We start from the raw sequence: 17,222 nt of genomic DNA on the forward strand, positions 1-17,222 counted from the left end.
TGAGGCTCTACGTTGACAAGGCTTGTACACTCAGCAAATTTAATTTTGGCGCCTTCCAGGCCTCCGAAACCACCTATATAGCCCTTTGAAACCACCCACCTCCCGCCCCCTATACGGCCAAAAGCGTTTGTTAAGCTTCAGACCGGTAGATCGAACCGAGACGACCTAACATACGTATTCCTGTGTTTGACAAGGCTAAGAGGGGTCGGTGGCGAGGACATGCTTTGCTGAGATAGGCCATCAGTTCACTTGCAAGGATACTATTCGTCGCGAGCGAACCAGTGATCCATATCTATTTGGATGGATACTGCCGGACGTCAGAATGTCTGCACCCGACAGTTCGCTCACTTAGTGGTGTTGAACTTCTTGACGAGCAGTAGCGCGGTAACACCCCCACAGGACCACGAGCATGAAGGCATACATCATGACGCCGCTATTGTGCTCCAAAAACACCTGAGAGAGACCAAAGTCCAGGAAGGTAACGGGTAACAAAACGCCCGCCGTGGCGACTGCTCGCGTTGGTAAATAGGGTGCCTGAAGTTGCTGAGCGAATAATCTCATCGGTACTAAGTAGAGTGTCAATAGTGCCACCAACCCCAATACCCCACGCTTTGCGAAGGCATCAATGAACTCATTATGTGCGTGGCCATATTGCGCCGCTTCTTCGCTTATAACACCCGCTTCGCCGAAGTTGGCCATCGCTTCCGCATAGCCATTGCTGCCCCAGCCGGTTAATGGCTTCTCTTGGATGAGAAGCGCCGCTCCACGCCACATCTCGAAACGTGAACCAACCGATGTTGAGCGGTTTTCACCCGACACATAGAGAGAAATATCACTAAACGCCTGATGAACCCGATCTTGCACGCCTATTTGTGGAACAGCATACACCGTGGCCCCGCCTACTAGTACGGTAGCTATTACGATTATCTTCAGCCTTGTTGAGAGCTGGGTACCGTAGGCGCGGTAGAGCACCAGTAGCACAATGGGGAAGCCGACCCATCCACCCCGACTGCCCGAAAACAGCGACCCTAGTACACCCGCCATGGCACCTGCCAACAAAAGTGCTATCCATAAGCCCCGTTTTCGCTGAACCACTGCCCAGCCGAGCCCAGCCATACACAGTACGCCCAAAAGCATGCTCAGATTGCCAAACTGAATGACATGCGTATGGCCTTGCGCACGATCTACTCCTTCCACAAGCTTTTGCCAGCCAGCCCAGCCACATGCTAATAGCGCACCCGTGGCCGCTCCACTCCATAAGAATGCAAGTTTTGGAGGATAGCGCAACATCCAAAATAGCGCAGGAATCGCCAAAATAAAGCGGCTTGGTTTATCGAACCCTTTACTGCCTTGTCCGTCCCACCAGGCCTCGAACATCGTAATGGCCGCATAGGCAAGCAGCACGGCAATGATGGCCCCATCTTGCTTGGTAATGGTAGGGACGCGCTTAGTAGCAATGAGCCCAAGCCCGGCGAGAAGCAGTAGCAATGCACCCAGTGAATAACCACTGGGCACGACCAGTGCAATGGCGGCTAGTAGGAAAACAGAGGCTCCTGTAAATAGCTGAGGAGCACTACTGTATGTAGGAGGGGGAGAGGGTGTTGTCGCCAGCATTTCAACAGACTTCCTTTCATGGCCCAGCCGGGCAATTCATTTAGGAAGGCGATACTAGCACAGGCGGCATACTCCCTTACCACGAGTTCGCTGTGCTAGCGGTCTAGCGTTGGGCGACGTATTGCTGCCACCGCCAGGTATCTACCATCATTTCATGCAAGCTCTTGTGGGCTTGCCAGCCAAGTTCGCTTTGCGCTTTATTGGCACTGGCCCAAAAAGCAGCGATATCCCCGCTTCTACGCGGTGCGAAACGGTAAGGCACTGGCACTTGGGTGGCTTGTGTGAAGGCTTCTATCATTTGCTTGACAGACACCCCCTGCCCCGTGCCTAAGTTGTAGTGTTTCACCCCTGGCTGCATCAGCGTTTTAAGTGCCATTTGATGCCCCTTAGCAAGATCGACCACGTGCAAGTAATCGCGGACGCAGGTGCCATCAGGGGTTGGGTAGTCGTTTCCATACACTAACAGCTCAGGCAATACCCCTGCCGCCACTTGACTGATATAAGGCATTAAATTGTTGGGGATTCCCTGAGGAGACTCACCAATCATACCGCTAGGGTGAGCCCCAATAGGATTGAAATAGCGCAGAATTGTCACTGACCACTCGGGGTCGCTACTGCCTAAATCTTCTAACAGTTTCTCCACCATTGCTTTGGAGGAACCATAGGGGCTGGTGCAACTGCCCCGAGCCATGGTTTCGCAGTAAGGTGGTGTTGCTTCTACGCCATAAACAGTCGCAGAAGAGCTGAAAATCAGCCGCTTGACGTTAGCCTTGGCCATCGCTCGGCAAAGGGCAATGGCTCCGTACACGTTGACATCATAATAAGCGAGCGGGTCAGCAACGCTTTCACCAACGGCTTTAAGGCCTGCGCAGTGAATGACGGCTTCGATGGGATGGTTTTGAAAAACAGTCGCTAGCAGTGCTGAGTCACGCACATCGCCTTGATAAAATGCCACACGCTGGCGTGTTATGTTTTCAATTCGCTCAATCACCGACACATCGCTATTCACCAAATTATCTAAAATAGCGACGCGGTGGCCAGCTTCCAGCAGCTCTACTGCCACATGGGAGCCAATATAGCCCGTTCCGCCTGTTACTAAGATCATGATGCGCTCCTACTAATAGGCGTTAGCATGTTTAAAGCCTTTGAACACCGTCATAAAAATGATCTTTAAATCAAGCCATACGGACCAGTTATCGATATACCAAAGATCGTATTCGACTCTTCGCTGCATTTTTTCGAGTGCTTCGGTTTCGCCGCGCAGGCCATTCACCTGTGCCCAGCCGGTGATACCGGGCTTCACTTTGTGCCTACGCATATAGGACTCCACCAGCTCTTTGTAATATTCGTTGTGCGCCAACGCGTGCGGGCGAGGCCCAACAATGGACATACGTCCTTGTAGCACGTTAAAAAACTGCGGTAATTCATCAAGAGACGTGCGCCTTAAAAAAGCACCAATCGGCGTTAGGCGGTCATCGTTTTTCGTTGCCTGTGTGACGGTTCCACTTTTTTCTTGGTGCACCTTCATTGAGCGGAATTTATAGACTTTAAATACTTTTCCATTGGAGCCTGCACGGTGTTGCTTGAACAGTATAGGACCGGGTGAGGTGACTTTAATGACCACGGCGATGGCCAAACACACGGGCAGAATCATCAAGGAAATAAGGCTGCCCAGCACGATATCTTCAGCTCGCTTCACTAGCCGTGACATGCCGTTAATCGGGGTAACACTCAGATCAATGGCCAGGTGCCCTGCCACTTCGCTTGTGCGGTGGTTTAACAACCGCATGTCTTTAAAATCCGGAATGAGGCGAATCTCTTCGGTGTGGTTACGTAGTGTGTAAAAAAGGCTATGTACCACCTCTCCCATTTCTAGCGGTACACAAATCCATACCTCTGCAGCGCCTGAGACACTAATCCGGTTAGCAATGCGTTCAAGTTGCGCTTGGGATGGAACGCCATTTAAGCGCTCTACCCCCGCAATGGAGTGCCCTTCCCAGGAAGCAGAGCGCATTCCCCTTGCAACATGAAGTACATTGCCAGAAGGCCCGACTAGAAAGACCGGCCGCCTTGCGCCTCCTCGAATACGTATACGCCGCAACCCGTACTGCACTAGTGCCCGTGCGCTGGAGGCCAGCAAAAATGAGAACAGTAAAGTTAGCCCTACCCATAACCGGGAGTAGCGCTCAGAGGCATGCGCAAAGTAAATAATTGAAGTGACAATGATACCTATCACTACCCAGACGAGCAGGAGCTTAGAAAGAATGCTAAACGTAGAAGAAATACGCCAGCGCCGATAGCTACCTGTCGAGCTGTTTGCCACGACTACCAGAAGCGCCATGCACACCAACGCGAGCATATAGCGCTCGTGCAGGTGCACCGTGTCGAAACGGATCAAGTAGGCGAGCAACCCAGACAACATCACGATAAGCATATCGAAAGCTGGGAAAATAATTTTCGGCGGATAGCGCTCTGAAAAGATGACGCCCCTTTTCTGAGCGCGCTTAAATTTACTCTGTGATTGCATCGCTAGGTCTCTACTTACTCTCTAATTATAGGGCGGCACCGGCTTTTCAGACTTTCTGCACTGTTCGCTCACTACCCTTCAAAAGCGTGTCACTATCGGCCTTTCGTTCATGAGCGAGATAAAAGATCATCGAGAGCACGGCAAACACGCTGTTGAAGGCGGATACCGAAAGTGACGAGGCTAACAGCACCCCTAGAACACAGAGTGTGTCTGCCCAGCTATAGCCACTCTTTCTCAGTGCATAAACGGTAAACACGATGAGGAACAAAAGTCCTGCTACGCCATGGTCAAATAGCACACGAATGATGTAGGAGTGCAGAATGACGGAATAACAGCTTCCATCTCCTGAAAAGCTATGTAGATCGCTCCAGTAGGAGAGATCCTCACAGGTCTGCGCCGAAAGGGGCGTTAGCGGCTGCGTTCCCAATAGGACGTTCCCCCAGTGCCAATCTTCTGTTTCATCCAGAAAGTAAAGCAAGAAGCGCACCCTATCGATGGAGGCACCACGCTCGAGAAAAGAGCGGAACGTTAGTGGCTCTTGCTCCACGGCCTCTCCAGACTCTGGAGATGTTACGGATCCCTGCGGCGCCTCCGGCGCTGGCATGCTGGGTGCTTGCACAGTTGTGCCGCTTCCGCCACCACCGAGAGAGATATCCATTCGGTCGGAGACAATGCCATACGCCAGCAAGACCAATAGCGGAAAGAGCAACAGCCACTGCTTGATGAAGCTTTTCCCTAGGCGAAAAACACTAAAGAAATAAACGACAGCAAAGCAGAGAAATGCGCTTCGCGAGCCAGACAGAAAGATAATCAGCATGACTGTTGCAAACGCTAAAAATCGCCACCGCATGACAGGTAGCACTAAGTAAAGCAACAATATCAACAACACTAATTCAAAATTATTTTCCGTAAAAATACCTGGCCTTTGACTGACCCAAGAGTCCAACCCTAGCAGGCGGGAATAAGAGTATTTTAAAAAGAAAAGAAGCAACACCACATAGAAAAACGTAGCGACATGTCCTTTTTTAAATAGCGTTTCGTCAATAAACGAGCATAGCAGCGCCACATAGAAGAACGCTTTATAGGCTTGTACATAGTCAAGTATATGAGCATCGTTTATGATGACAGCAATGATAAAAGTAGCTAAAAGATAAGCGCCTGCCGACAGCATAAAAAGCCAGGACAGACGACTTTTAGGCGGAAACACCAATACAGATAGCAGCAGCACCATTAGCTCCATCATAGGCACTGCTGGCAGTACATTATAATCCCAAGGTGATAGAGCACCCGCCACGCCTAATCCCACGATTAAGAACATCATTAGAATGGCCACTAATGACTGCCCTTTTTTTCGAGATTGAATAATATCATGCCTAAACGAGTAACGACGTTGCATTCCTTGCTCCCAAGCGCCTTATCTACTGTGAAGATGTTTTGGCCTTGCTGTTCGCCGACGACTATTTAAAAAGCTTTCGAAAAATTTTTTCACCTATGCCCATTTTCCATCCTTTCCCCCAGTGGTGAATGAGATAAGTGTCGCTTTGAATATAACAATACATTAGCTGTTTACGGTTATGGGCCTTAGCATAGGGATTGTACGGGTAGAAAAAGTGCCATGGTTTGAGATCGATTCCGCTAGCATCTTGCTCAACACATGCGTTGGCGACTTCCGGCGCTATCAGGTAAGGCTTTTTCTGCTCGTGGCGTGCTTCAATTAACGCTTGTGCATTTTTGAAGAAATGATGCCCTGGTACGCCGCCCACCACTGCCGTGTTCAGCCGTCCTTCGTCTTCATACCCAAGGAAGCATTGGCTATCCAGCAGTGGCTCAAGGGACTGCACTACTTCCATGTCAACATCAAGGTAGACTCCCCCCTGCTCATACAATGCCGCCATGCGCACATAGTCGGAAAGAAACGCCCACTTTTTATTATCAAGGCAATACTTAATAAAAGGGTTACTACGATCAATGTTCGTTTCGTTCCACTCAATGACCTCGAAGTCGGGCATCTTTTCCCGCCATGTTGCCATACACTCTTTGTATAGCCCCGTCATTGGATTACCGCCAAACCAGCAAAAATGTATCTTTTTAGGAATCATAAGTCACTCAATCTTGTTACCGTATTTAATCAGAAAATAGGGGTAATCTTTTAAGTAGCGTTTTAATAAGCGGCGGGGCTCTTTGGCCATACGGTAAAGCCAGCGAAGGTTAAGCTTATCTACCCAAGCGGGGTAGTAATCTTGGCCTTTCGCATGCACAAACTGGTCTAGGTAGCCGCCGCAGGTAAACCCAGTGCCTTTCCACCCCGTTTCACGTAGGTCCAACAACAGTCGCTCTTGCTTGCCTGCTCCCATTCCCACCACGACGATATCGCAGCTGGCTGCGCGCTGAAGGCTCTGGGTACGCTCTTCATTGTCAGTAAAATATCCTGACCGAACATATGCCAATGTTAGGCTGGGGTATTTTTGCTGCAGTAGCCGAGCAGCTTCATGCATATTCTCTTCAGTGCCGCCTATTAATGACACAGTGAGCCCATTGGCTTGTGCATGCGTGAACACCATGGGGGCAATCGAGGTGTCATCAAAGCTCGTACGGATAATTTTTTTCTGCTTGAACAGCCGCACATAGAGAACAACCGCAATGCCATCTGCATAAAAATGAATGCGATCGCACTCTTGCTCGCTCAGCTCCTGTGCCACGACTCCCAATGAAAAAGGATTAATAAAGCTGTAATCCATGCCTTCTTGGAGGAAAAATTCCTTTTCAAGCTTAATCATTCGCGCTCACTTTACGTTTTTCCATTACGGTTCTTGCGCGATACCACGTATCGCCAGTCGGTCATCATAAAACCGAACTTCTTTTTCACCACGTACACCGCCACGCCGTTTTGCACCAATAGACACAGCAGCAGCGCATACGCTGCCCCTTCAGCACTGTATCGTGGGATGAGTAATAAGGATGCGATGCCGCCCACTATTACTGACCAGATTAGTATATTTCGGGCTGCCTGCTGTTGGTCTGCCATTAAAAGCAGCAATATGACCGAGCCTGTCATTACGTTCACCCATTGCCCTACTACTAGGATTCTCACCACGCCGGTAGCACCGCGATAGTCACTTCCAAACAGTGCTAGCACGTCGCTTGGCCAGATCATGAAAACGATGGCAGGTAGCAGCGCGAAACAGCTCATTTGAAAGGCACTTTTCTGCGCTAACCGCTTCAGCCCTACATGGTCGCGTTCATGCTGCAACCTTGAGAATCGAGGCCCTAAGATGCTGTCGTATACGGTAAGGATGAAGCCGATAATCATCGCTAGACGCAAGCCCAAGCTGAACAGCGCTACGTCGCTTTCACTGTGGAATGCCCCAAGCACAAGGGCTACTCCCCATTGGGTGTAATAAAAAATAATACCTACAAGTAGGAAATCTGGGAGATGGCGATAAAAACCTTTTGTGAAGCTCACTTCCGGCTTTACTACCAATGCGCTGCGCCGATAAAAACTAAGTACAACCCATAAGGCGATGAATAAATAAATCAGTAAGATACCGCCAAGTGCGGCGACTAGGCTGAAGGCACTAAGGGAAACCCCCGCCCATGTGGACACCAGCACGACTAGGCTGAGCACAATGGAAATACAACCAATCTCAAATAGGCAAGATATGTTCGCCCTACCCCAGCCTTTCATCAAAAAGTTGCACAAGTAAATCATGCTGTAGATGGGGGAAAGTAGCGCCGTAACGCGTAGGCTTTCTATGGCTTGGTCGGTCGTGGAAAGTAGGGCTTCTGCCAGTAATGGGGCCGCAAGCCATAGGCCTACGCCCAGCACACTGCCCATGATGAGATTGACGAGCATTGCGTGCTTGTAGATCCACGCCACTTCTCGACGATTATTATTTGAGGTGGCGACCCCCATATATTTTAACGTGGCTCGGTCTGTGCCAAGGCTTGCAAACACCTGCATGCCAATCATGAGAGACAGGCACAGCATAAAGGCACCAAACGCCTGTATACTGACAAAGGTTGCCAGCACATAGGAGAGCAAAAACGTACCACCAGCCGCGAGCCCACGCGCACCCAACGTAGTGAGCAGCTGGCTTTGCAATATTTTCCTGATCATCCGTGACTCTTGTAGCGGTCAAATCATTGCCTTAGTCAAACTAGCGCCCATATAAGAATAATAATCAATAAAGAATGAGCATCATTGTTGCTTTAGCGTTTCATAAGCCAATAATTTAAAAAGACAACTTTAGCCAAAGGTATAATAATACTCTTTTTGCTGCTGCCTTGCACAAGATACCTAAAGAATTCACAAACCTTGCTACTTTCTTCGCTTCAGAATCAGCGGCTAACCTTACAAGCTCAAGCCGCGCTGCCGATGGGGCTCTGCAACGCGGCTTATGGTGTAATGTTTAGAAATGGTAACGGGCCCCGGTAAGCCAATACGCGTCTTTCAAGCCACCACGCTGAGCAAGCCCTGGTGCGTCGCTATCTGCCAGCTCGACAAAGACGTCGAAGGCACTGGAGAGCTTGTAGTAGCTACCCGCTGCCCAGGCGTTGCTATTGCCCTGGTTGTCTCGGTTGATACGATAGTAATCGGCCGTGAATGCCCAAGGCCCCGTCACATACGTCGTGCCTAGCCCCACCGTTTCATAGCCGCCGCCATATTGGGTGTTCTGCCCCTGCCATTCGGTACCTAACCTTGCGCTTATGCTATCCGTGGCTTGGAAGCTCCCCATCACACCGTAAAGCATCTCACCATTACCGCCACCACGAACCACATCTTCAACGGCGCCCACCCCTACCCTCAGCGGGCCATACTGATAGTGAACCCCGCCTTGGGCGGCTAGCACACTCCCTTCACGGCGCTGCTCGGCATCGGTCAAACCCCGCTCACTGTAATGCTTGACCTGCAAAAAGGTGGTGAAGCCATTGAGTGTTGGCGTGTAATAACCGATGGCGTCGCCACGCGACTGTAAGCCTGTAGAACTGAACTCCAACCCTCGGTCCAGGTAAACATCGAACGGCGCAGAGACAAACTGGTAGTAGAGGCTATCAAAGTTACCGGCCTGCACTGTTCCATAGCGTTCGATTTTTAGCCCAAGATAACTTTGACGAATCTCATTAAAGCCTTGCTCGGTATTGCGCTCGTCACCCGTGAAGCGCCACTCTAAGCGCCCAAAGGCGCTGACATCGTTGCTTATTCGTTGGCTCATTCGAAAACCGAGTCTGGAGTACACGTCGACGAACTCTGCGCTGTCACTGACTTTTTGGCCTGCCGAATCGACGCCTGGTCCTCCGCCAGCCACGCCCATGGCGAGACGCCCGTAGATATCGAACTGCGTGCCCTCCTCATCATAGAGCGTCGCTGCATTGACGCTTGTGCCCACTCCCCCTAGCGCCATTGCGACTGCCGTTACCACTACTGCTTTAACAGACCGTTTCATCGGTTTCCCTTGCGGTTAATTGTGACGTTTGGTGCTTTGTATTGCTCACACAAACCAAAGCAACGTTATATTGTAACAATTAAGCCCAGCAATGAGCAGTTATCTCAATATGAATCCCGAGTGAAGGAGATACCTGACCTTTCTATCGCTACAAAAAAACCGGCCCCAAAAGGGGCCGGTTCATTAACTACTACAGGAGTTACAGCATCAAGCTTGGTTTGACCCAGGCTTAGAAGTGGTAACGAGCGCCTGTCAGGTAGTAAATGTCGTCGCCGTCAGCGCGCTCAACGTTAACAGGACCTTCGCTGCCACCGATGGTGACGTCGATGGACTGCTGGTCACGCTGGTTCAGCTCCAGGAACACGTCGAAGTTGCTGGAAACTTTGTAGTAAGTACCCAGGGCCCATGCAGTACGGTCGTCTGCATCAGCACCGTCTTCGCTTACGTCGTATACGTCAGCAGTGAATGCCCACGGGCCAGTGGCGTAAGTACCACCCAGACCAACGATGTCGTAACCGCCGCCCAGAGTATCGCTGTTCTCACGGCCTTCGTAGCCCAGACGAACAGAGAACTGGTCGTTGATGTCGTAAGAACCGATCAGGCCGCCCAGCATTTCGCCGTTACCGCCGCCACGAACGACGTCTTCAACGAAGCCCAGACCTACAGTGAACGGACCTTGCTGGTAACGAACACCACCTTGCGGTGCAATTACGTTGCCTTCTTCACGAACCGGCTCAAGCTCGCCACGCTCGCTGTAGTGTTTCAGCTGCAGGAACGCAGTGAAACCTTGCAGGTCAGGTGTGTAGTAACCGATAGAGTCGCCGCGAGACTGTTTCGGGTGACCAGAGAACTCTAGGCCACGGTCGATGTATACGTCGAACGGCAGAGATACGAACTGGTTGTAGAAGCTGTCGAAGTTACCGGCTTGGAAAGTACCGTACTGGTTGCTTTGCAGACCGATGTAGCTCTGACGAACTTCGTTGAAGCCAGAGTTGCCGTTGCCGCTCGGACCAGTGCGCTCGTCACCAGTGAAGCGCCACTCAACGCGACCGAAAGCGGTCAGGTCGGAAGTCACTTCCTGGCTCATGCGCAGACCCAGACGAGAGTAAACGTCTACGAACTCTTCGCTGTTGTCGATTTTCTGGCCGTCAGAGTTGTACTCTGCGCCGCCACCGGCGATACCCATGGCGATACGGCCATAGACGTCCAGTTTGGTGCCGTCTTGGTCATAAACGGTAGCTGCTTGTGCTGCAGCGGAGGCGCCCAGGGCACCAACAATAGCAGTCGCTAAAAGTGTCTTTTTCATGATGTAGGTTCCTTAACTAGCTTACTGTTTCGATCGTTATTACTGGCCTTCGAAGAAGCCAGTAAGTGGCTTGCGGGCCATGCTCTTTTTCTCATCCGCCGGTTTTTCCCGGAGGTATGCGACATGTCCTCAACAAAGCCTTGTTATAGTCCAATGCTCGCAGGTCAAACTCTATACCGGGATTCCAGGGAACGCAATAGAAAAAAACAGTGTTTTTTTACGATTTGTGTTTTTTTATGGAACCCCGTCCAAGGATTCAGGTCTCAGCGCCCTTCGAATTTTTGCTGCAGGCCTTTGAGCTTCTCTTCCATGGTAAGCGGTTTTTTCTGCTCACTTTTTTCTGGAACGGGCGTTCTCGCGGGGAGCTTTTCATCGTTTGGCGATGACTTACTCGCGGCTGGCTGCGTTTTATTCGTGCGACTTTTCGTGGGGGGAGCCGGACGTTCCATTCGATTTTTCGTGGGCGCTTCTTGCCGCCGCTCATTGGCATGTTTCGCGGCTTCTTTGTCTACCTTGCCTGCAGGCTGGCCATCTAAATCGACACGCTCTGCTCCTTCACGCATGGATTTGATATAACGCGGCAAATTGACGTAGTTGGCCAGCGCCCGACGGATCAATTTACTCGGCCAAGGCTCGCGCTCGGCCAAATCCTGGTGAATCCCCACTTTCAAGGGTTTGGTGTGCCCTTTGAAGAAGGCATGTGGGTAACGCTGATACCACTGCTTCAATAACGCTTGCGGCGAGGGTTGCGTGACGGCTTCTGGCACATCTGGCGTTGCTGGCTCGCTGACCGCCGCTGGCACGTGCTCGGGTACTTTGTTCGACACTTCTTCTGCCGCCGCGACATCGGTCTCGTGTTCAGCGGGCGATGCCGTAGGCTCCCCTGAGGCGCGAGTCGATAGCGCGGCTAGCTGCTGTTTCAACTGCTGATTCTCTTCGCGCAGCGCAATGAGTTCGGCCTTGTTTTGTTCGAGCCGTGTTTCTAACGTTTCTAGTAGATGCAGTACGCTGGCGGCCATAACCCCCTCCTTTGACCCAAATCAGTCGCTGACACGCTCGTACACGACGAAGTCATAATTTGGCTGCCCTTCTGCGGGCTGCCCGGCGACTCGCTGAACTTCTTGCCACTCTTCCGTCGAGAACACGGGGAAGTGCGCATCGCCTTCCACCTCTATATCGACTTCCGTGATGTAGAGACGTTGGGCAAACGGTAAGGATTGACGGTAAATCTCGCCGCCGCCCATGACCATGATTTCTTCTGCCGCTTCGATCGTCGCCTGCTGATCGGCCAGCGCTAACGCAGCCGGTAGCTCATGGCACACCCGCGCGCCTTCAGCACTAAACTGGGCATCCCGAGTCACGACGATATTGAGACGATTGGGCAGCGGCTTGCCAATGGAGGCGAAGGTTTTACGCCCCATGACCAGCGGCTTGGCCTGGGTCATGCGTTTGAAGAATTTCAAATCTTCAGGCAAGTACCAGGGTAGCTTGCCATCGACGCCAATGACGCGATTCTTGGCCATGGCGACGATCATCGCAACGGGCACCAGCGGTTCATAGGCGGTGGCTTGCTGACTCATACGGCTACCTTTGCTTTGATATGCGGATGGGACGCGTAATCTTCGATCTGAATATCATCGAAGGTGAAGTCGAATAGGTTCGTGACCTCTGGATTGAGCACGAGCCTGGGCGGTGGCATGGGTGTGCGCTCAAGCTGCTCGTTCGCCTGTTCCAAATGGTTGCTGTACAGGTGCGCGTCTCCTAGCGTGTGAACGAATTCCCCCGGCAGTAAGCCCGTGACCTGGGCCACCATGCTAAGCAGCAACGCGTAACTGGCGATATTGAACGGCACGCCCAGAAAAATATCGGCACTGCGCTGGTAAAGCTGGCAGGAGAGTCGCCCGTTGGCGACGTAGAACTGAAACAGACAGTGACAAGGCGGCAGCTTCATCTCATCGACTTGACCAGGGTTCCATGCCGATACGATCAAACGACGCGACTGGGGGTTCGTGCGGATCTGTTCGAGGACATTGGCGATTTGATCTACACTGCCGCCCTTGGGGTTTGGCCAGCTACGCCACTGGTAGCCATACACAGGCCCCAGGTTGCCGTGCTCATCGGCCCATTCGTCCCAAATACGCACGCCGTTCTCTTTGAGATACCCAATGTTGGTATCCCCTTTCAGAAACCATAAAAGCTCGTGGATGATGGAGCGCAAATGTAGCTTTTTGGTCGTCAGCAGTGGAAAGCCGCGGGACAAATCAAAGCGCATTTGATGCCCAAACACCGAGCGCGTCCCCGTACCGGTGCGGTCGCCGCGATCAACGCCCTGCTCCAGCACGGTGCGCATCAGGTCTAGGTAAGGCTGTTCCAACGCGGGCAACGTTGATGTCATGGTAGGCGTGGGCGTTGTGACAGTCACAGAAGTTCCAAATTAACAGCGGATGTGGGGTTGTATTCTAGGCCGCCCAGTGTTGATTGGCTACCAACGAGAGCGTGCCCCCGCCATTCACCATTCACCACTCACTACTCACCACTCACTACTCACTACTCACCACTCATTCACTACTCACTACTCACTACTCACCCCTTGGCATCCACAGGCTGATGACGCGACCACGCTATGAATACCAGCCCAAGTGCGATCATAGGTAACGTAAGCAGCATGCCCATGGTGACCCAGCCGAAAGCGATGAAGCCGATGTGGGCATCGGGCATGCGTACGAACTCGACCATGAAGCGGAAGACGCCATAACCCAACAGGAAAAGACCTGAAACGAACCCACGTGCGCGGGGTTGGGCAGACACCCACCAGAGGATCGCAAATAGCACGACGCCTTCTAATAGCGCCTCGTAGAGCGCCGATGGGTGCCGGGGTTCAGGCCCCATTCCGGGAAAGGGCATGCCCCAGGGGAGCGAGGTCACGCGGCCGGGCAACTCATGGTTGATAAAGTTACCAATGCGCCCTGCGCCAAGGCCAATGGGCACGAGCGGTGCAATGAAATCGGTCAATGTAAAGAAAGCCAGATGCTTGCGGCGGGCAAATAGCCAAGCGGCCAGCAGTACGCCTATCAAGCCGCCGTGGAAGCTCATGCCGCCATCCCAAACGCGGAAGATCCATAGCGGGTCAGCCAGCCACTGCTCTAAGCCGTAGAACAGCGCGTACCCTAAGCGGCCACCGGCCACCACCCCAATGGCGCAGTAGAAGAGCAAATCGCCGATGTCGTCTTTGTTCATTCCTAGACGCGGGGCACGTTTGCAGCCTAGCCACCACGCCGCCACGAAGCCGACCACATACATGAGGCCGTACCAATGCACTTGCAACGGGCCGAGGGAAATCGCGACAGGATCTATCGTTGGGTAGTTGATCATTCACTTTCTCTAATTGAATAAAAGACATGCCATCGCCTGTCATGGCGGGGTTACGCCAGTATGAAGCGTATCCCCACCACAGCGAGCAGCGCAGCGAAACAGTAACGTAGGACATGGGCGGGTAACACGTGAGCCAAGCGCACGCCAAGACGGGCAAACGGCACGCTGGTCGCAACGATGCCTATGAACGCAGGCCACATGACGAAGCCCGTCGCCCAAGGGGGTAGCAGCGAATTGCCCCAGCCGACCACGATGAACGTGATCGCTCCTACTGCCGCTATTGGTAAGCCGCAGGCGGCAGAGGTTCCCACCGCCTGCGTCATGGTGGCACCGCAGCGCGATAACCAAGGCACGGTCATCGCCCCGCCCCCGATACCAAATAGCGCCGAAATGGCCCCGACCACGCCTCCAGCGAGGGTCATGGCAAATTTGCTGGGGGCCAGCGTGCCCGGTTTGGGGGTCAGCCCCATGACCATTTTAGTGGCCAGCAAGAGCACGAAGACGCCAAACAAGGTGCCTAATACGGTGCCGGATAAATTACCGGCAATGAAGACCCCACCAATGGCGCCCAGCATCAAGCCCGGTAATAACGCCATGAACCAGGCACGGTGCACACTCCCCTTGCGAAAGTGGCCCAACGCTGAAGAGGCGCCCGTCACGACGATCGTGGCGAGCGAGGTGCCCACCGCAAGGTGCATGGTGATCTCGGGGGAAATGCCCTGCAGCCCGAAAGCAAAGACCAGAACGGGGACGATGATGATGCCACCGCCCACACCAAACAAACCGGCCATGGTGCCTGCAGCGGCACCGAGCAATAGATAACTGGCCAAAATGGCTGCGAAGGTCATTCGTTGGGCTTCTCCAAGGCGTTAGGCAACCATTTTTTGATCATGCCGTGTAGGGTATCGGGCTGGTAGGGTTTCGCGAGGATGTCGTCCAGCCCGGCGGCGCTGCAGGCGTCTTGCCCGGCGTTATCGGCATTGGCGGTCAGGGCGATCATGACACTTCGTTTGGTCGCGTGCTGATGCTCATACCGGCGCCAGCGGCGGGTGGTTTCCAGCCCGTCGAGTGTCGGCATGAAGATATCCATGAATACCAGGTCGTAGAACGCAGACTGCTGACGCTCGAGCGCCTGTTCGCCGCTACTCACGCCTTCAACGTGTAGCCCTTGCAACTCGAGCATTTGCCGCGCGAGCATGAGGTTCACAGGGCCATCATCGACGACCAGCACACGCGGGCTTTGCTCGCTGGATAGAGGAAGATCGTAGGTATCGGCTTCGTTCACACTCTGCTGAACGAAGTTGGCCAACAGCGAACGAATATCGGCCAAGCGCTCGCGCACGTGGGTGACGTTTTGCCGACAGGCTTCTGAGGATTCTTCGGTCAGCATGGTGCCAAGATGATCGAACAGGCTGTCGGCTTCCCGCTGCATGAGCGTTAGATAACCCGATTTCAAACGCGACTCTTCTCTGGCACGCTCTCTTCCTGCCATGAGGTGCTTGAGCTGCTTTTGCTGGTGGTGCAGGTCATCCAGCAGCGCTTGGTCGGACTTGGACTGCTCGGTCTCTGCGGTAGCGACATGGCCACTTTTCTGTAACGCGCTCACCAAGCTTGCCAGCTGATCGTTGGCGCGGGTGAGCCGCTTGAGCGGGCGCTCTTGACTCTCTTCGTCCAGCAGCAACGCCGCATGGGGCATGATGCCTTGCTGCAGCGTATCGATGCGCCGTTCCAGCTCATTGAGGCCTTGGATGAACAAGGCATCTTTGAACTTGGCCCGTGCTTTGATCAACATCAAAAACGCGCCGACGTTCAGGCAGCTTCCCAGCAGCAGGGTCAGCGTGAGCCAGAGTGTGGTGGACCACGAAGCCTGGCCAGGTGACATTAACCAAATCACGGCACCTACCAACACACAGAGCAGCACTAAGGCGGCCTGTACGAGGAGCAGTGGCCATAACACCGGCCAGATAACGGCATTCCAGAAGTGCTCTCGCTGATAGCGTTGCATCATTCTCGACTTCCTGGTTGGCAAAGGGCAGCATGCCTTGTAAAGAGCGATGGCGTGAATCCTTACGTTTTATGCCGCACGTTTCTGTGCTAAGTGTACGTCGACACCGCACACCTGTCATGCCACGCCGGTACACCACTCACACAAAGCGGCACGCCTGCTGCCGTTCAAGGGCTTCGTATGTGTTTAATCACGTTTCATTGGGCGCCCGATAGCGCTACGCCGTTTCGCTTGGCAGGCAATCGCGATGAGTTCCATGCGCGCCCTACTGCGCCACTAGGTACTTGGCAAGATGTTCCTTTATATGGAGGCCGCGATTTAGAAGCCGGGGGCACGTGGCTGGCGGCCAATCGGCATGGCGTGGTCGCCGCGCTCACCAACGTGCGCGACACGCGCTTAGTCACCCCTGCAAACGCCCCCAGCCGGGGCGAATTGGTCTCGGGTGCGCTGACCGCCAGCGACCCTGCCGAGTGGCTCGACGCCCTGGCAAGCCGACATGCCGAGCGCTACGCGGGCTTCAATTTACTGGTGGCGACGCCCCAACACTGTTGGCACTTGCACCGCGGGTACGACGGCGTCGCGCTGAGAGAGGTCACCCCTGGGTGTCATGGGCTTTCGAATGCCGACTTGAATACGCCATGGCCCAAACTGCAGGCCGCGCGACAGGCGCTGGCAGACAGCGATGAGCACCGCTGGCGGCGTGACACCGGCGGTGCGCTGCATGATTCCGCGTTGGCGGAGATATCGCTTTTACCGGATACCGGCGTTGGGCTCGAGCTCGAGCGCCAGCTTTCGGCGGCTTTCATCGTTGGCGAGCAGTACGGCACCCGCGCGACCACATGGTTGACGCTCGACGCCCGAGGCAACGCCACCCTGACCGAACAGCGTTTTGGCCCCTTCGGTCGCTATCTGGGTGACACGACGCTAAACGTTCTCTGCGAGACGCGGTAGCCG

The 17,222-nt window shown here is 53.4% G+C and carries 16 protein-coding genes; 1 reads left to right on the plus strand and 15 read right to left on the minus strand.

Features of this window, described 5'->3' with window-relative positions:
- Positions 1-348: 348 nt before the first annotated feature.
- The 15 genes from FRH_RS18135 to FRH_RS18205 form a co-directional block, all read right to left on the minus strand.
- Complete coding sequence (locus FRH_RS18135; protein ID WP_281997457.1) at positions 349-1,614, minus strand: O-antigen ligase; 1,266 nt, start codon at positions 1,612-1,614, stop codon at positions 349-351.
- A 103-nt stretch (positions 1,615-1,717) separates the two neighbouring features.
- The gene (galE, locus tag FRH_RS18140) at positions 1,718-2,722 is read right to left on the minus strand and encodes a UDP-glucose 4-epimerase GalE (protein ID WP_281998179.1); all 1,005 of its coding nucleotides are present in this window, start codon (positions 2,720-2,722) and stop codon (positions 1,718-1,720) included.
- Positions 2,723-2,731: 9 nt separating this feature from the next.
- Positions 2,732-4,141: an undecaprenyl-phosphate glucose phosphotransferase gene (locus tag FRH_RS18145; protein ID WP_281997458.1), complete on the minus strand. Its 1,410-nt coding sequence runs from the start codon at positions 4,139-4,141 to the stop codon at positions 2,732-2,734.
- Between the two features lie 46 nt (positions 4,142-4,187).
- The gene (locus tag FRH_RS18150; RefSeq protein WP_281997459.1) at positions 4,188-5,537 is read right to left on the minus strand and encodes a hypothetical protein; all 1,350 of its coding nucleotides are present in this window, start codon (positions 5,535-5,537) and stop codon (positions 4,188-4,190) included.
- A 61-nt stretch (positions 5,538-5,598) separates the two neighbouring features.
- Positions 5,599-6,240 (minus strand): glycosyltransferase, encoded by a 642-nt coding sequence (locus FRH_RS18155; RefSeq protein WP_281997460.1) that lies wholly within the window; start codon positions 6,238-6,240, stop codon positions 5,599-5,601.
- A 3-nt stretch (positions 6,241-6,243) separates the two neighbouring features.
- Positions 6,244-6,918: a WecB/TagA/CpsF family glycosyltransferase gene (locus FRH_RS18160; protein WP_281997461.1), complete on the minus strand. Its 675-nt coding sequence runs from the start codon at positions 6,916-6,918 to the stop codon at positions 6,244-6,246.
- An 11-nt stretch (positions 6,919-6,929) separates the two neighbouring features.
- On the minus strand, positions 6,930-8,258 hold the full coding sequence (locus FRH_RS18165; protein ID WP_281997462.1) for an oligosaccharide flippase family protein: 1,329 nt from the start codon (positions 8,256-8,258) through the stop codon (positions 6,930-6,932).
- Positions 8,259-8,550: 292 nt separating this feature from the next.
- A complete protein-coding gene (locus tag FRH_RS18170) occupies positions 8,551-9,585 on the minus strand; it encodes a porin (RefSeq protein ID WP_281997463.1) in 1,035 nt (344 codons plus the stop codon).
- 229 nt (positions 9,586-9,814) lie between these two features.
- Positions 9,815-10,891 carry a porin gene (locus tag FRH_RS18175; protein WP_281997464.1) on the minus strand — a complete coding sequence of 359 codons (1,077 nt, stop codon included), beginning with the start codon at positions 10,889-10,891 and terminating at the stop codon, positions 9,815-9,817.
- Between the two features lie 263 nt (positions 10,892-11,154).
- Positions 11,155-11,910 carry a ProQ/FINO family protein gene (locus FRH_RS18180; protein WP_281997465.1) on the minus strand — a complete coding sequence of 252 codons (756 nt, stop codon included), beginning with the start codon at positions 11,908-11,910 and terminating at the stop codon, positions 11,155-11,157.
- A 21-nt stretch (positions 11,911-11,931) separates the two neighbouring features.
- Positions 11,932-12,471 carry a dihydrofolate reductase gene (locus FRH_RS18185; protein WP_281997466.1) on the minus strand — a complete coding sequence of 180 codons (540 nt, stop codon included), beginning with the start codon at positions 12,469-12,471 and terminating at the stop codon, positions 11,932-11,934.
- Complete coding sequence (locus FRH_RS18190; RefSeq protein ID WP_281997467.1) at positions 12,468-13,286, minus strand: thymidylate synthase; 819 nt, start codon at positions 13,284-13,286, stop codon at positions 12,468-12,470. The genes FRH_RS18185 and FRH_RS18190 overlap by 4 nt, the downstream gene beginning before the upstream one ends.
- A 188-nt stretch (positions 13,287-13,474) precedes the next feature.
- Positions 13,475-14,263 carry a prolipoprotein diacylglyceryl transferase gene (gene lgt / locus FRH_RS18195; protein ID WP_281997468.1) on the minus strand — a complete coding sequence of 263 codons (789 nt, stop codon included), beginning with the start codon at positions 14,261-14,263 and terminating at the stop codon, positions 13,475-13,477.
- Positions 14,264-14,313: 50 nt separating this feature from the next.
- Complete coding sequence (locus FRH_RS18200) at positions 14,314-15,111, minus strand: sulfite exporter TauE/SafE family protein (RefSeq protein ID WP_281997469.1); 798 nt, start codon at positions 15,109-15,111, stop codon at positions 14,314-14,316.
- Positions 15,108-16,271 (minus strand): response regulator, encoded by a 1,164-nt coding sequence (locus FRH_RS18205; protein WP_340162662.1) that lies wholly within the window; start codon positions 16,269-16,271, stop codon positions 15,108-15,110. The genes FRH_RS18200 and FRH_RS18205 overlap by 4 nt, the downstream gene beginning before the upstream one ends.
- 177 nt (positions 16,272-16,448) lie before the next feature.
- On the opposite strand from FRH_RS18205, the gene FRH_RS18210 reads away from it, so the two are divergent.
- Positions 16,449-17,219 (plus strand): NRDE family protein, encoded by a 771-nt coding sequence (locus FRH_RS18210; RefSeq protein ID WP_281997470.1) that lies wholly within the window; start codon positions 16,449-16,451, stop codon positions 17,217-17,219.
- The last annotated feature ends 3 nt before the right edge of the window (positions 17,220-17,222 follow it).

Origin of the sequence: Halomonas sp. A020 (assembly GCF_027943625.1) — a bacterium.
Classification (GTDB): domain Bacteria; phylum Pseudomonadota; class Gammaproteobacteria; order Pseudomonadales; family Halomonadaceae; genus Vreelandella; species Vreelandella piezotolerans.

Excerpts from the sequence above, each read along its gene's own strand:
- FRH_RS18150 (WP_281997459.1), bottom strand. The coding sequence starts at position 5,537 with ATGCAACGTCGTTACTCGTTTAGGCATGATATTATTCAATCTCGAAAA.
- FRH_RS18190 (WP_281997467.1), bottom strand. The coding sequence starts at position 13,286 with ATGACATCAACGTTGCCCGCGTTGGAACAGCCTTACCTAGACCTGATG.
- lgt (WP_281997468.1), bottom strand. The coding sequence starts at position 14,263 with ATGATCAACTACCCAACGATAGATCCTGTCGCGATTTCCCTCGGCCCG.
- FRH_RS18160 (WP_281997461.1), bottom strand. The coding sequence starts at position 6,918 with ATGATTAAGCTTGAAAAGGAATTTTTCCTCCAAGAAGGCATGGATTAC.
- FRH_RS18205 (WP_340162662.1), bottom strand. The coding sequence starts at position 16,271 with ATGATGCAACGCTATCAGCGAGAGCACTTCTGGAATGCCGTTATCTGG.
- FRH_RS18170 (WP_281997463.1), bottom strand. The coding sequence starts at position 9,585 with ATGAAACGGTCTGTTAAAGCAGTAGTGGTAACGGCAGTCGCAATGGCG.
- FRH_RS18185 (WP_281997466.1), bottom strand. The coding sequence starts at position 12,471 with ATGAGTCAGCAAGCCACCGCCTATGAACCGCTGGTGCCCGTTGCGATG.
- FRH_RS18165 (WP_281997462.1), bottom strand. The coding sequence starts at position 8,258 with ATGATCAGGAAAATATTGCAAAGCCAGCTGCTCACTACGTTGGGTGCG.
- FRH_RS18175 (WP_281997464.1), bottom strand. The coding sequence starts at position 10,891 with ATGAAAAAGACACTTTTAGCGACTGCTATTGTTGGTGCCCTGGGCGCC.
- FRH_RS18200 (WP_281997469.1), bottom strand. The coding sequence starts at position 15,111 with ATGACCTTCGCAGCCATTTTGGCCAGTTATCTATTGCTCGGTGCCGCT.
- FRH_RS18135 (WP_281997457.1), bottom strand. The coding sequence starts at position 1,614 with ATGCTGGCGACAACACCCTCTCCCCCTCCTACATACAGTAGTGCTCCT.
- FRH_RS18155 (WP_281997460.1), bottom strand. The coding sequence starts at position 6,240 with ATGATTCCTAAAAAGATACATTTTTGCTGGTTTGGCGGTAATCCAATG.
- FRH_RS18145 (WP_281997458.1), bottom strand. The coding sequence starts at position 4,141 with ATGCAATCACAGAGTAAATTTAAGCGCGCTCAGAAAAGGGGCGTCATC.
- FRH_RS18210 (WP_281997470.1), top strand. The coding sequence starts at position 16,449 with ATGTGTTTAATCACGTTTCATTGGGCGCCCGATAGCGCTACGCCGTTT.
- FRH_RS18180 (WP_281997465.1), bottom strand. The coding sequence starts at position 11,910 with ATGGCCGCCAGCGTACTGCATCTACTAGAAACGTTAGAAACACGGCTC.